Origin of the sequence: Bacillus cereus group sp. RP37 (assembly GCF_040459695.1) — a bacterium.
In the GTDB taxonomy this organism is placed as follows: Bacteria; Bacillota; Bacilli; order Bacillales; family Bacillaceae_G; genus Bacillus_A.
Genome location: NZ_JARVHP010000001.1, coordinates 1,963,866 through 1,977,956, shown reverse-complemented (window position 1 = coordinate 1,977,956; position 14,091 = coordinate 1,963,866). Strand labels below are relative to the sequence as shown.

Here is a 14,091-nt window from a genome sequence, read left to right as displayed (position 1 = left end):
TATATAGGAGGTTTTCAAATGGTAATCCCGAAATATCCTGATGTCCCTACCCTTACGAAAAAACAAATCGATCAAATTACAGAAATCACTTTTTTAAAAGAAATAGCACCACAAAAATGTGATGCAATTTTCGTTTTCGGCGGTTCTCATCCTGGCAATTGGCAAACTCCTCTAGAAGCTTATCGACAAGGTTTAGGAAATCAAATTATCGTTACAGGTGGTACTAGTTTACATGGTATGAAACATCCAAGTTGGAATTATGGGAATTTGTCAGAAGCAGAAGTAATTGTAAATAAATTAATTGAACATGGTGTACCAAAAGATGCTATCATTTTCGAGACAAACTCCCTCCATTCTATCGCTAATGTAATGGAAGCGAAAAAGATTTTTGATTTCACAAAGATTAACCGGTTGCTATTTGTATGCAAAAGCTTAGGCGCTGGTCGGCAATATAGAGTATTAAAAAAACATTTACCTAAAACTATTACTTGTATCCCATATACATTTGATACCAGTTTCGATGGTGAGTTTATAATTAATAGATATAATTGGATGGAAAATGAGAAAAGCCGCTCTATGATTTTTGGAGAATACTTGAGAAATGTTTGCTACGGCAGAAAAGGTGGTATTGAGCCACCTGAAAAAGAGGTTCATGGTCTAGAAGAATATGTATCCTATTACTATAATCTAGCATAATAGAAAAAAGGTATACCTAAAACGCCGGTATACCTTTTATGCTATTTCACTTATTTTTCTTTTAATACACTATGTAACCGATCTGAATAATTTGTAAACATTCCTGTAGCACCCCATTTAATTAACAATCTCATATCTGGTTTCTCATTAATTGTATACGGATGAATTAACAGTCTATTTTTCCGAGCCATTTTTATATATGACTCATCAATAATTAGTTCTCCGTTGTCATTACGTAAGTTTGGCCCAATACCGACTGCATACTTTTTAATTTCTTGAAAATCTTCATTCGTTACACTTTTCGGCTCATGTGTAATGCCAGACCATTCAACAATCTCATTGTTTTCATTCGGATAATACCAAAGTAGTTGAACTAATGGAATATTTTCATTCATACGAAATAAAATTCTATTGTGATTCTTTATAGTAATTGTCATTTGACGTGATATTTACGTAAATCTAGATTTTACTTAATTATATTTCGTATGCCCTTTCTTGCAAGTTTAGGTTTCTTTTGAGAATGTGGTATATTTACCTGCCCTGAAGTAGGCGTGGATTGTCTCCTTTCCTTCCTTGACAGTTTAGGCTTCTTTTGAGAATGTAATTCCTTTAAATGTCCCGAAGTAATACCTTGTTTTCTAAAATCAAAGTAAAAATACAAATGTGTACTTAGGGCTAAGAACACAACGGAAAAAAATGAGGCGAGAAGGATTAATAAAATGGACATAGCTTTTTGGCTCAACATTCCAATACTAACTTGACCGATCATATAACCTAAACTTAAAAAAAATACAATTCTAGGAATTTTCACATCTTGATTAGTTGTCCCCCTTAAGCGGGCTGTAAAATATTTAATCCAAAATAATTCAGATTTATAAACAATTAAACTATATGCAATAAGCGATAAAATAAAAAATAAAGGGGACTCTATTTCTACGAATTCGTAAGCTAACTTTTGCACAGCTATAAAACTACAAAATGAAATACTTAATGAAACAAATCCAGAATATAATAAATGTTGCAATTGAGGCTGCCGAGGCTTATAAATAGAAACCCAAATTCCCCATAGATTACATATCACATAAAATGGTAAAGCTACGTAAGAGTATATATTGTACGGTGGAAATATAAATAAAATGATAAGTAGAAGAAAATTCATGAAAACCCACATAAACGCCCCTACAACATTCCTTATATCAAATGGTATTAATATTCGCATGCAATCAACTATGTTGTTGCCATTATATTTGTCCATTATGCATCCCATCCATTTCCTTCCTCTTCAAATCAATATATACCCATATATACACTCCAGATATACTAAGCACAACAGCCAATAAAGAAAAGACTAAAATTAAGACCGTCGCTAAAGCATTTTGTGATAATGAACCTATACATATCTGTCCAATAATATATCCCAATCCTGAAAAATAAACAATTGGAGAAATTTTTATATTGTCATTTTCTTCATTGTTTAATCGCTTTAAAAAACTTTTCATTCCAATAGAAATCAATTTATAAATTGTAAAAATGTAAAGCACAAAAGTAACAATAAAAAATAGAGGCGTTTCAATTTTAATAAAAGTATATGCAATCTTTTGAATCACTATAAAGCTTCCAAAGGAAAAAGTTATTCCCATAAATCCATTATATAAAATGTGTACCAACCTTAGCTCATTTGGTTTACAAAAAAATACCCATACCCCCCATATATTAGCAGTCAAAAGAAAAGGTAAAATTATATATAAGTATATAGTAAAGGTTGGAGGAAATAAAAATGGGGTTAAAATCATAAAATTAATAACTACCCACACCATAACGACACTCGATTTTACACTGTCAGGCATCAATTTCCGAATAATTTGTTCTGTGCTTTTTCCGTGGTATTTTTCCATATTAATCTCCCAAAACTAAAAAATTTTATCTAAAGCTGCTCCGATTCCAGATTTAACTCTATCTTTTATCGAATCCTGTTTACCATCATGATTTCAATCACCTTTGTTAAATTTGATTCCATCAGTTAACATACCTAAAAATACAGAAGCACCAAACCAAATGCCAACCACAACTATAGTGCCAATTGGTCCCCCTATTGCAGCACCAGTCCGTTCACTAACAGCAGTAGAGCCAATCCCAATTGATGCATAGCCTAAAGCATTTGTTTTTAATTTCAATGAATCTTAAAGAATTTCTTTTGGTGATAAAATATGTCTTTTTACATCGTCTATTTGCTTTACTTCGGCTAAAGGAAATGTAGTATGTAATCTCTAGGAAATATAATACAATAAACAAATGATTCAATCTAGTAATTACCAACACTTATAACTAAAAACTAAAAAAATTCTAATAACAACAAAAGGAAAGGGAATTAATTCACATATATTTTTATCATAATAATGTCTCTTCACTACACAATTTTTATTTTGCAAACTAAAAAAATAAAAGTATCGTCCTATATAAGACAATACTTCCGTAGTTACTTAAACATCACATAATAAATTACCCATAACCTCTCCAAGCACTACATCTGGATTTACTACCTCTTTTACCGAACGCCATCCTATGAAGCCATCTGGTCTAATTAATACAACTCCGTCATTCTCTATACCATATAATTTGCTAAAAATATCTTCTTGAGCAATAAAGTCTCCACTTAAACCAACGCGATACACTTTTATATTTACTCCTAATTTAGCTGAAACAGTATGTGCTGGTTCAGCCCAAGAAGCATTTTCTACTCCAGTAAGTAATACAAAATCATTACCGAATAAGTCTAGTATAGAAACCTTCTGCCCTTCATACATTCCAAGAAAATGTGGTGCTCGCGTTCCAGGTCTTCCGTTCAACTGTACTATATCCATTCTATGCGGGGTAACTAAGTCATCTATAATCGCCTCTGAACTATATTGATACCCAACAGTTACAGCTAAACCGTCCATGATATTCAAATTACCTTCCTCCCTATTAGCAGCACGAAACAGTAAACTACTCGCATAATCTGTCGTTAATTTTGCAACAGGGTATCTCTCTTCATGATATGTTTCTAACAATTTTGGTTGTGCTTTCCCTTTTATAACAGCCGCTAATTTCCAAGCTAGATTGTGCGCATCTTGTATCCCTGTATTTGAACCAAACCCACCAGTTGGCGGCATAATATGTGCAGAATCGCCAACTAAAAAAATGCGATTATCTTGAAATTTTGTAGCAGTACTTTCAGTCGCCTCCCACGGTAAAACACTTACTATTTCTGACTTAACATTTGTACTTCCTATTGCGGTTTGAATAATTTGTTTACAACGTTCTATCGTGAAATCCTCTGGCCCCTCTCCTTTTAATGGATCGTAGGATACATGATAAATCCATCTTCTTGCGTTATCGACTGGAATAAGTGCACCAAGAACTTCCGGATGAAGTACCATAGAAAAACCAAATGCATCTCCTTGTATAAACTCACTTAAATCCGCTTCAAAATAAATATTCATATAATAGCCACCGATTGTACCTCTTCCCTCCGTACTTATCCCTAGCTGCTCACGTATTTTACTTTTTGCACCATCAGCTGCAATTACATAGTCACAATGAATAATACTTTCTTCTTCCGTTTCGCGATTCCGAATCGTTGCTATTACTTCGTGCTCATTTTGTTCATAAGAAACTAATTGATGATAAAAGGATAATTCTCCGCCTAATGTTTTCGCTTCTTGCAACATCATCTCTTCTAAAATTATTTGATAACAAGCAGTTTGTTTTGATGGACTAATCTCTTCTACCTTTTGAAGTAACTTTTCATCGTTTCCATACTGAGTCGCCCTCATTTTTGCCAACGCTTCCTTACTCGCCTCAGCTATTGTATGAACCGCTATCCTTCCTCGGCAATTTTCTAACGCTTTACCCGCCGATCTAATTCTTTGTTCTAAACCCAATTCTCGAAATAACTCCATCGTACGAAAAGTGATTCCACCTGCTTTTGGATGAATTGCAGTAGACAGATGCCTTTCAATAAGTAAATAATCAATATTATGTTTTGCAAGAAATAACGCAGATGCTAACCCCGATAATCCCCCTCCAACAATTAAAACTGGTACATCATTCGATTTCATATATTTATCCCCCACATCATTGTTCTGAGCTCAGTGATATAAATATAATCAAAAAAGCAACAAAGATATAGACTTATATTTCATATTAAATTATCATATAGATAGATTACGCCCCAAATTACTTTTACTTTTTCATACAAATATAATCCGCTTGAATTATGCGTGTATGAAAAAGTAAAACGAAAGAACTCGCTTTAGTAGACACCAAAATAATGAAAACATTATAAGCGGTCGTAACCCTAAAAATTATACAGGGTTACGACCGCTTAATTTTTTGCCCAATGGCTTAACCATCCTCATCTGGAAACAACGTATTATTAAATCATTTTCTTTTTTAAAACTTTATCCATTCTGGTATGTAATCTTTTTCTATCCCCCTATCATTTTCAACATAAAAAATTCATTCGTCTCGATTTTCTTTCCCAATATTGCAGCTCATTCAACAATCATGTAGCATTACCGTATCGAAGTAATGGTTCATCATCTTAAACCTTTCGACTCATTACCAGGAGGTATAGTGATTGAAATGAATAAACAAGAACAATTAAATGTTATAAAAAAAGATTTTGTTGATTCTCAAAAAGTATTATTGGCAATTGGCGATGAAACACGTCAAGCTATTTTGTTAGTTCTCATGGAAACGGAATGTCAAACCGGATTACGTGTAGGAGAAATTACGAAACAAACACACCTTTCTCGACCAGCAGTATCACATCACCTTAGAATTTTACGAGAAGCCGGTATTATTTTAATGCGAAAAGAAGGTACAAAAAACTTTTATTATATTGATATACGTACAAAATTAAGTTTATTAAAAAATCTTGTATTAGATATTGAAAAGCTATTGCACAACTTTTATTGAAATTTGGAGGGATAAGAAATGAAAGCAATGATAATTGACAAGTATGGAAAAGTCCCAATGCGTATGGCAGAGGTACCTACTCCTGAAATAAATGAGCATGAAGTGCTCGCAGAAATTCATGCAGCTAGTATTAACCCGATTGACTTTAAAATACGCGATGGAAAAGTGAAGCTGTTACTTAAATATGAAATGCCCCTAATCCTTGGTAATGACTTTTCCGGTGTCATCGTGCAGGTTGGATCAAAAGTAACTCACTTTAAAGTCGGCGATGAAATATATGCACGTCCAAGAAAAAATAAGATCGGTACTTTCGCGGAATATATAGCCATTCATGAGGATGATATAGCTTTAAAACCAGAGAATTTAAGTTTTGAGGAAGCGGCGTCTATTCCTCTCGTTGGCTTAACGTCATATCAAGCATTACATGACATCATGCAACTAAAAAAAGGGCAAAAGATTTTAATTCACGCTGGATCTGGTGGTGTTGGTACTTTCGCAATTCAGTTAGCAAAAATAATGGGTGCTACCGTTACAACGACTGCAAGTGAAGCTGGTGCGAATTTAGTAAAATCTCTTGGCGCAGATGAAATTATTAATTACAAAACAGAAAAATTTGAAGATATACTAACAAATTATGATGCAGTTTTTGATACAATCGGCGGTACAACACTTGAAAAATCATTCAACATTATAAAAAGCGGTGGCAACATTGTTTCCGTTTCAGGTATGCCGAATGCTCGATTCGGTAAAGAATTTGGTTCTGGATTTTTTAAAACACTCTTATTTTCATTAGCAAGCAAAAAACTTACTGCACTTGAAAAAAAGCATAATGCGCAATATTCATTTTTATTTATGAAACCAAGCGGAGATCAATTACGTACTATCGCAAATTATATTGAAGATGGAAAAATCAAACCGGTAATCGATCGAGTTTTCCCTTTTCAAGATGCTCAAAAAGCAATGGAATATTCAGAGGCTGGAAGAGCAAAAGGAAAAATAATCGTAAAAATTAAGTAATAATAAAAACTCCATTTTTTTAAAATGGAGTTTTATATTTGCTGTTAAATAGACATAGGGCAATGAAGTCCTTACAATAGATTGCAAGGGGAAATATCATATTATACTTTTAGCTAACTTTACAAAGAATACATACGTACAAATACATAATAAAAAATAAACAAGGAGGAGATAAAATGACTAAAAATAATGAAGCTGGTTGGAATTTAGATAATAGTTATAAGACTTTACCACAATCATTTTATACAGAAATCCCCCCTACTCCAGTAAATTCACCGGAGCTAGTTAAACTAAATCATTCACTAGCAATATCTCTTGGCTTTAATCCTGAAGAATTGAAAAAGGAAGCTGAAATTGCTATTTTCGCTGGTAATGCACTCCCAGAAGGAGCTCATCCATTAGCTCAAGCATATGCCGGTCATCAATTCGGACATTTTAATATGTTAGGCGACGGTCGTGCTCTTTTAATTGGCGAACAAATTACACCTTCAGGAAAACGTTTTGACATTCAACTGAAAGGTTCTGGCCCTACTCCGTATTCACGCCGCGGTGATGGTCGTGCTGCACTTGGTCCAATGCTACGTGAATATATTATTAGTGAAGCAATGTATGCACTTGATATTCCGACTACCCGCAGTTTAGCAGTTGTCACAACAGGCGAGCCAACATATCGTGAAACAAAGTTACCTGGAGCAATTTTAACTAGAGTAGCAAGCAGCCATATACGCGTCGGCACATTTCAATATGCTGCAGCTCGTGGTTCTACCGAGGATCTTCAATCACTAGCTGACTATACAATAAAAAGGCATTATCCAGAAATTGAAGCTCATGAAAACCGATATACTGCATTACTACAAGAAGTTATAAAGAAACAAGCAAGTCTCATCGCTAAATGGCAACTTGTTGGATTTATCCATGGTGTAATGAATACTGACAATATAACGATTAGTGGAGAAACAATTGATTACGGCCCTTGTGCATTTATGGACAATTACGACCAAGGAACTGTATTTAGCTCAATCGATACACAAGGTCGCTACGCATATGGAAATCAGCCATATATGGCCGCATGGGATCTCGCGCGACTAGCTGAATCTTTAATACCGATTCTACACGAAGATGAAGAAGAAGCATTAAAAATTGCTCAAGACGAAATTTCAAAATTTAGCGTACAATATGAAAACCAGTGGTTCATTGGAATGAAAAAGAAATTAGGACTATTTAGCAGTGAGGAACAAGATCAATCACTTATTGAGCAACTTTTAAAAATGATGGAGAAACATAAAGCAGATTACACAAATACATTCCGTTCATTAACTCTTCATACGATCGAAAATACAGCTCTATTTGAAAGTCCAGAATTTAAAGAATGGTACAAACTATGGCAATCTCGATTAGAAAAACAAGAAGAATTGAAAGAAAACGCCTACGAAATGATGAAAAATAATAATCCATCCATCATCCCAAGGAACCATCGCGTAGAAGAAGCACTAGAAGCAGCTGTCACAAATAGCGACTATAGCGTAATGGAGAAACTTCTTGAAGCTCTATCAAATCCTTATGCGTATGCTACAGATCAAGAAGAATACTGTGTTCCACCTGCGCCGACGAATCGTCCTTATCGTACTTTTTGTGGGACTTGATTGTGTAATATCTTTTAATGTGCTTTCAATTATTGAAGGCACATTTTTATTTTATTCACCATTGACGAATGAAGGAATTATACTCCAACTTATAATTTGTACCCCTAACAAAATATCTTTTCTATTTTAGAATAACTATTTCCTCTTTTCTTTACGAAATGAAACAAAACATAATACCAATTATTCCGATTACCCTAATAATAAACTTACTTAACAAATGTTGAGAAATAATATTTCCACTTTTAAGTAGTATCATTTCTGTTATTATATTTTATAAGAATATTCAAAAAAGGAAGAGCTTTTATGTTTACATCCACTAAAAGTGAACAAATCACACAACTGTTAAATGAATGGTACATAGAAATACGATCTAGACATATAAATAATGCAACTCGCCTTAAAGAGCAAATAGATATTAAAATCAATGAATTAAAAACTACTTCTCAAGAGATTGGACAAGATCAAAATCTTTTGCTTTATTATTCTTTATTATTCTTTATTAGACTTTCGTTATAACTATTTAATTGATAACTTAGGTGTATCTAAAGCTAGTTTTAATCAAGTTGAATCATTTGAAATCCCAACAAATAATTTCTTATCATATTACTACCATTTCTTTAAAGCAATTCATTCTGACGCAGTCGGAAACTATGTACTAGCAAAAGAGCATTATTATAAAGCCGAAGCTTCGCTTCAATATGTTCCCGATGAACTTGAAAAGGCGGAATTCTATTATAAACTAGGGTATTCTTACTACGATAATCAACAAGCACTTCAAGCTATCAAAGAAGTAACAAAAGCTAAAGATATGTTTTCTAATCAATCTGGATATGAACTGAATACGGCTTTTTGTGATAACATTTTAGGCCTAGCCTGCACATATTTAAAAGAATGGGAACTAGCCGAAGAGCACTTTACAGCTGCAATGGATCAATTCCAAAAAATCAGCGAAAAAAGATTTATTTTAATGGTTCGACACAACTTAGGATGGATGTATGCAACACAAAATCTCTCCGCTTTAGCTATTCGTTATCTTTCGGAAGTTGTTGAACAGTCTCCAACTCACTATAAAGCTATCTATGTTAAAGCAAAAGAACATTACAAAATAAATCAGCCTGATATCGCTCATGATCTAATTGAAAAAGGAATAAATATTTGTAATAAATTAGAACAAAAAGAATATCAACATCGTAATTTCATTTTAAGAGAAATGAACAATAATTCACCAGCTGAAGAGTTAGAAAAAGTAATTCTAGCAGGAATTTCTTATTTTAATAACGAAGAGCTATATGATAATGTTCAAGAGTATTATGAAACTCTAGCAACTAAATTTCATGAAGAAAATCAACACTCTAAAGCAAGTGAATATTTTTATTTAGCATTACAAGCAAGACAAAAATCTTTTGAGAAAGGAGCATTAAAATGAAAAAAATACTATTGAGTCTGATGGGAATTATCACTCTATTAACTTTAACAACTAATGTAGTAAGTGACAATTCATCTAAAAATTCTGACATACAAAGAGTTATGTTATCAGAAGGCGACGGTGGTGGTTGATTTTTATAAGATTTTATGAAATACTTTTGCAATTCCCACTAAAAAAGAAGCTTATATAAACACAGCTTTCTTTTTAGTGGGAATTCATTTAATAACATTCAACTCTAAATGCTTTGACTAATATACTCACTCCCTCATTATTAAACCCATATTTTTTTGATAAAATTAAAAGATTCTTTCATCGCCCCTCTTACTTATTACAAAAAACTTCTCATCAACTCCGCAATCCCCCTACTCCCCTCACTACCAACTTTCTCAAGTTCCTCCACAACTACATTCCGTCTCTCTACAGAATGATTTTGACTTAACTTCGCTTTTCCTTCTATTTTACTAATCTTAATTTTAAAACCAACTATCCCCTTACTTAATCCTGCCATATAATTCGGATCTACATCGTTTAGTGAGTACGTGCTCTTTGAATCTTCATATTTATGTACTAATTTTTGAAGAGAGTCTATTAATTCCTGTTCATCCTCAACAATTTCTAATTCACCGTATACATGTACAGCAACGTAATTCCATGTTGGTACTGCATTGTTTGTTTCATACCATGACGGAGAGATATAACTATGCGGCCCTTGAAATATAGCTAGTACTTGCTGATTTCCACTATCTTTCCACTGTTCATTCGGCCGTGCGAAGTGACCATGTAAAGTAAGAGTCTCCCTATTTAATAACAACGGTAAATGCGTTGCATATGGTTCCCCGTTATGTTGAGAAAATAATGTCGCAAAGCTATTTTGTTCCATTATTTCGTACTTCATCTCTTCATCTTGTATTGCGAAATATTTTGGTATGTACATAATCTCCCTCTTTTCCGGTCTTTTATTTCTCATTATATTTAAGTCTCGTAGCATTCAACAGGGCCAGTTTGTATTTGTTTTATAATGGCAGCGTTCTATTTCAAAAGAATAGGCAGCATGTATTCCATGCTGCCTTAGTTTATCTTTTCTAATATATTTGTAATAAATTCCGTCTTACCTTTACTATAGCTCGTTCTACTTTTTGACTCTCTTGCTAACGCTTCCTTTAAACGTCCATATTCAAAAGCAACATCTTCATGTTCACGAAGGTAATCCCGAAATACTATATGTCTTCTTAGCTCTTCGCTATCTTGGTCACATACATACAAATGATGTTGCATCCAAACTGTACTTTCCCCGCCCCAAGGAACGAAAGCATCCTTTCTGCCAAACGCCTCTCTTCCTTTAAAGCTCCATTCCACTTGATGATAGTATCCTATGGCTTCAAGCTTTTTTACTACTCCAGGAAAAATTTTGTACTCTTCTATTACTATATCAATATCTAATATTGGCTTCGATGCAAGTCCTTTAATAGATGTACTTCCAACATGTTCAATGGATAAAATGCTGTCTTCCATTACATCGTTAATGAAAGTTTGTAGCTTATTAAATTCACCTTCCCATTTGGTGTTATATTCTTCAATAGTAATTCTCTGTTTCAATATATCCCTCTTCCCAATACAATTTACAACCTTTGAATATGAGTATCTTTAAAATCCGTCTCATATTTCAATCCATATCCAAACATTCGATCCATCCCAATATGTGCTGTCCATATTAAGCCAATCATTATAACGGTATCTATCTTAAAATAGACACCTATGATAGCTATTAATATAGATATAATATATGTGTGACATATATTATAAATTTTAGCACCAACACGATTATTTATACCGTACGCTAACATTGATAAATCCGGTGCTAAAAGGAATACCCAAAATATAATCCAACTATATTCATATATCGAATATGTATAGATCGTAGCTAAGAAAACAACAAGTCCTTCAAAATGTACAATACGTTTTTGCATTCTTTATCATTCCTATTTTTCTATATTTACCGATAAATTTTCATCCCTGAAAGTATTCTTTGCATTTTTTGACCAGATGGTTGCTAAAATCGGTCCTGCAATGTTATGCCATACTGCTGCTAATACACTTGGAAGTGCAGCGGCTGGTCCAAAATGTGCTGTTGCCAGCGCAACACCTAAGCCTGAATTTTGCATTCCTACTTCTATTGAAATAGCTCTTCTTGTCCCTTCGTCTAGTCTCAGTACGAACGCTGTTATATATCCGAGTAAAAAACCAAATGCATTATGAAGCATAACGGCGATAAAGATAAGAAGACCTGAAGAAGTAATGCTACTTACATTCGCTGAAACCACCGCTGAAACTATAATGATAATTGCTACAACTGATATTAAAGGAATAACAGTCATTCCTTTCGTAACAGTTGTAGGGAAAAACTTCTTCACTACTAATCCTAAAATAATAGGTAGGATAATAACTTGTACGATAGAAAGAAACATAGAAATAGCATTCACTGGCATCCATTGTCCCGCAAGTAATAATAAAATAAGAGGTGTAGCAATTGGTGCTAGTAACGTTGATAATGACGTCATTGCAATAGACAACGCTAAGTTCCCTTTTGCTAAATAAACCATAACATTTGATGCAGTGCCACCCGGTACTGAACCGAGTAACACTAATCCAGCTGCTAACTCAGCTGGCAGATTCATAACGTAGGCTAGTACGTATGCGACAAGTGGCATAATGATAAACTGAGCACATACACCGATAATAACTGGCAATGGTTTTGTAGCAATGATTTTAAAATCAACAGCTTTTAGTGTTAATCCCATCCCAAACATTACAACCCCGAGTAAAATTGTTATGTAACTAGTTAACCCGAGAAATGGTCCAGGAATGAAATATGCAATAGCTGCAATACAAATAACCCAAAATGCAAAATACTTTCCAGCTATATTACTTATCGCTTCTAGTACTTTCACCCCATCATCCCCTATCCTTCAACTGAAAAACTTTATTCGGATTCAAAATGTTTTGCGGATCAAGAGCTTTTTTTATTTTTTCCATTACGAGTAATGCCGCCCCATGTTCTTCTTCTTGATACTTCCGTTTTCCGATTCCAACGCCATGTTCTCCCGTACACGTTCCCCCTCGTTTAAGAGCATATAAAACGATACTTTCATTTATTTCGTCTGCCTTTTCCACTTCTTCTTTATCGTTTGGATCAACCATTAAGAGCACGTGGAAATTCCCATCTCCTACATGGCCAAGAATACCGCCAACAAGGCCAACCTTATCTAATGTCTCTTTCGCATGTTGAATTGCCCCAGCCAATTCTGAAATTGGTACACATACGTCTGTACTCATAAGTTTTTTGCCAGGATAACTATGAACGTAAGAGTATGCTAGGTTATGCCGTGCATCCCATAATTTATTTCTCGCTGCAGTTTCCGTTTCAAAAGCAACTTCTTTACATTTATGATCAAAAACAATTTCCTTCGTAAATTCAATATCTTGCTTTAGCCCTGCTTCATTACCGTGAAACTCTAAAAACAATGTAGGTTCTTCTCTGTAACTTGTTTCACTGTAATGATTGACTTGTTTCATAGATAGTTCATCAACGAGTTCAATTCTCGCAATCGGAATACCGGCTTGCAGTATGTTAATAACAGCTTCTACTGCATCATTTATAGCCGGAAACGACGCTCTCGCGGCCATAACATGTTCTGGTATACCGTATACTTTTACAGTTAATTCCGTAAAACATCCAAGCGTCCCTTCTGAACCTACGAAAATACCATTTAAATGATAACCTGATGATGACTTCGCCGCTAAATTCCCGGTATGTATTACTTCTCCATCAGCAAGAACAACTTCTAAATCACGAACTTGATCACGCATTACCCCATACTTCACCGCTGTCGTTCCGCTTGCATTTGTAGCAGCCATTCCACCTAACGTTGCATCTGCACCTGGATCTACACTAAAAAACAATCCATACTTTTTCAATTCTTTATTAAGCTGAGAGCGAGTCACTCCCGGCTGTACTCTCACAAGAAAATCTTTCTCTCTTATTTCGAGTATTTTATTCATAAGAGAAAAATCCATTGTAATTCCTTTTTCATATGGAATAACGTGTCCTTCTAAACTAGAGCCTACCCCAAAAGGAACGACAGGTTTTTTATGCTCACCCGCCACTTTCATTATTCTACTAACCTCTTCAGTCGTTTTCGGAAAAACAACTACATCAGGTAAACTACTAGTATGATAAGATTCATCTTTACTATGTAACTCTCTTACTGTCGTATTTACAACTACTCGATCTTCGGGAAGTACTCCCTTTAATTCATTTACTAAACGCTCTACCGTTATGCCCATTGT

General features: G+C 34.2%; 13 protein-coding genes and 3 pseudogenes. 6 read left to right on the top strand and 10 right to left on the bottom strand.

Annotation, left to right across the window (positions count from 1 at the left end; all coding sequences use genetic code 11):
• The first annotated feature begins 18 nt into the window (after positions 1-18).
• A complete protein-coding gene (locus QCI44_RS10405; RefSeq protein ID WP_016135088.1) occupies positions 19-696 on the top strand; it encodes a YdcF family protein in 678 nt (225 codons plus the stop codon).
• A gap of 50 nt (positions 697-746) precedes the next feature.
• On the opposite strand, the pseudogene QCI44_RS10400 reads toward QCI44_RS10405, so the two are convergent.
• The 5 genes and pseudogenes from QCI44_RS10400 to QCI44_RS10380 all read right to left on the bottom strand — a co-directional run.
• Positions 747-1,091: pseudogene (locus tag QCI44_RS10400) on the bottom strand (glycerophosphodiester phosphodiesterase family protein); the annotation flags it as partial.
• A gap of 71 nt (positions 1,092-1,162) precedes the next feature.
• Positions 1,163-1,963 carry a hypothetical protein gene (locus QCI44_RS10395; RefSeq protein ID WP_016135089.1) on the bottom strand — a complete coding sequence of 267 codons (801 nt, stop codon included), beginning with the start codon at positions 1,961-1,963 and terminating at the stop codon, positions 1,163-1,165.
• The gene (locus QCI44_RS10390; RefSeq protein WP_016086910.1) at positions 1,938-2,591 is read right to left on the bottom strand and encodes a hypothetical protein; all 654 of its coding nucleotides are present in this window, start codon (positions 2,589-2,591) and stop codon (positions 1,938-1,940) included. The genes QCI44_RS10395 and QCI44_RS10390 overlap by 26 nt, the downstream gene beginning before the upstream one ends.
• Positions 2,592-2,606: 15 nt before the next feature.
• Positions 2,607-2,954 (bottom strand): annotated as a pseudogene (locus tag QCI44_RS10385) (WXG100 family type VII secretion target); the annotation flags it as partial.
• 222 nt (positions 2,955-3,176) lie between these two features.
• Positions 3,177-4,796: an FAD-dependent oxidoreductase gene (locus QCI44_RS10380; RefSeq protein ID WP_016086909.1), complete on the bottom strand. Its 1,620-nt coding sequence runs from the start codon at positions 4,794-4,796 to the stop codon at positions 3,177-3,179.
• Positions 4,797-5,313: 517 nt separating this feature from the next.
• Here QCI44_RS10380 and QCI44_RS10375 point away from each other — a divergent pair.
• The 5 genes and pseudogenes from QCI44_RS10375 to QCI44_RS10355 all read left to right on the top strand — a co-directional run bounded on the left by QCI44_RS10375 (position 5,314) and on the right by QCI44_RS10355 (position 9,875).
• The gene (locus QCI44_RS10375) at positions 5,314-5,658 is read left to right on the top strand and encodes an ArsR/SmtB family transcription factor (protein WP_016086908.1); all 345 of its coding nucleotides are present in this window, start codon (positions 5,314-5,316) and stop codon (positions 5,656-5,658) included.
• Positions 5,659-5,676: 18 nt separating this feature from the next.
• Positions 5,677-6,675: an NADP-dependent oxidoreductase gene (locus QCI44_RS10370; protein ID WP_016135090.1), complete on the top strand. Its 999-nt coding sequence runs from the start codon at positions 5,677-5,679 to the stop codon at positions 6,673-6,675.
• 176 nt (positions 6,676-6,851) lie between these two features.
• On the top strand, positions 6,852-8,318 hold the full coding sequence (locus QCI44_RS10365; RefSeq protein WP_016135091.1) for a protein adenylyltransferase SelO: 1,467 nt from the start codon (positions 6,852-6,854) through the stop codon (positions 8,316-8,318).
• 303 nt (positions 8,319-8,621) lie between these two features.
• Positions 8,622-9,744, top strand: a pseudogene (locus tag QCI44_RS10360) (response regulator aspartate phosphatase).
• Positions 9,741-9,875, top strand: a complete 135-nt coding sequence (locus QCI44_RS10355) for a hypothetical protein (RefSeq protein WP_016086905.1) — start codon at positions 9,741-9,743, stop codon at positions 9,873-9,875. The pseudogene QCI44_RS10360 and the gene QCI44_RS10355 overlap by 4 nt, the downstream one beginning before the upstream one ends.
• A gap of 197 nt (positions 9,876-10,072) precedes the next feature.
• Here the strand turns inward: QCI44_RS10355 and QCI44_RS10350 are convergent, their stop codons facing one another.
• The 5 genes from QCI44_RS10350 to QCI44_RS10330 all read right to left on the bottom strand — a co-directional run bounded on the left by QCI44_RS10350 (position 10,073) and on the right by QCI44_RS10330 (position 14,088).
• Entirely contained in the window at positions 10,073-10,678 is a 606-nt protein-coding gene (locus QCI44_RS10350; RefSeq protein ID WP_116363485.1) for an FMN-binding negative transcriptional regulator, read from the bottom strand.
• Positions 10,679-10,812: 134 nt separating this feature from the next.
• On the bottom strand, positions 10,813-11,340 hold the full coding sequence (locus QCI44_RS10345) for a GrpB family protein (protein ID WP_353811107.1): 528 nt from the start codon (positions 11,338-11,340) through the stop codon (positions 10,813-10,815).
• Positions 11,341-11,363: 23 nt separating this feature from the next.
• Entirely contained in the window at positions 11,364-11,711 is a 348-nt protein-coding gene (locus QCI44_RS10340) for a DUF4260 domain-containing protein (RefSeq protein WP_016135095.1), read from the bottom strand.
• A gap of 12 nt (positions 11,712-11,723) precedes the next feature.
• Positions 11,724-12,692 (bottom strand): bile acid:sodium symporter family protein, encoded by a 969-nt coding sequence (locus QCI44_RS10335; protein WP_353811106.1) that lies wholly within the window; start codon positions 12,690-12,692, stop codon positions 11,724-11,726.
• Between the two features lie 4 nt (positions 12,693-12,696).
• Positions 12,697-14,088: an FAD-binding oxidoreductase gene (locus tag QCI44_RS10330; protein ID WP_016135097.1), complete on the bottom strand. Its 1,392-nt coding sequence runs from the start codon at positions 14,086-14,088 to the stop codon at positions 12,697-12,699.
• Positions 14,089-14,091: the final 3 nt, after the last annotated feature.

Bases quoted from the DNA above. Each gene is read 5' to 3' on its own strand.
- QCI44_RS10405 (WP_016135088.1), top strand. From the start codon at position 19: ATGGTAATCCCGAAATATCCTGATGTCCCTACCCTTACGAAAAAACAA.
- QCI44_RS10395 (WP_016135089.1), bottom strand. From the start codon at position 1,963: ATGGGATGCATAATGGACAAATATAATGGCAACAACATAGTTGATTGC.
- QCI44_RS10390 (WP_016086910.1), bottom strand. From the start codon at position 2,591: ATGGAAAAATACCACGGAAAAAGCACAGAACAAATTATTCGGAAATTG.
- QCI44_RS10380 (WP_016086909.1), bottom strand. From the start codon at position 4,796: ATGAAATCGAATGATGTACCAGTTTTAATTGTTGGAGGGGGATTATCG.
- QCI44_RS10370 (WP_016135090.1), top strand. From the start codon at position 5,677: ATGAAAGCAATGATAATTGACAAGTATGGAAAAGTCCCAATGCGTATG.
- QCI44_RS10365 (WP_016135091.1), top strand. From the start codon at position 6,852: ATGACTAAAAATAATGAAGCTGGTTGGAATTTAGATAATAGTTATAAG.
- QCI44_RS10355 (WP_016086905.1), top strand. From the start codon at position 9,741: ATGAAAAAAATACTATTGAGTCTGATGGGAATTATCACTCTATTAACT.
- QCI44_RS10350 (WP_116363485.1), bottom strand. From the start codon at position 10,678: ATGTACATACCAAAATATTTCGCAATACAAGATGAAGAGATGAAGTAC.
- QCI44_RS10340 (WP_016135095.1), bottom strand. From the start codon at position 11,711: ATGCAAAAACGTATTGTACATTTTGAAGGACTTGTTGTTTTCTTAGCT.
- QCI44_RS10330 (WP_016135097.1), bottom strand. From the start codon at position 14,088: ATGGGCATAACGGTAGAGCGTTTAGTAAATGAATTAAAGGGAGTACTT.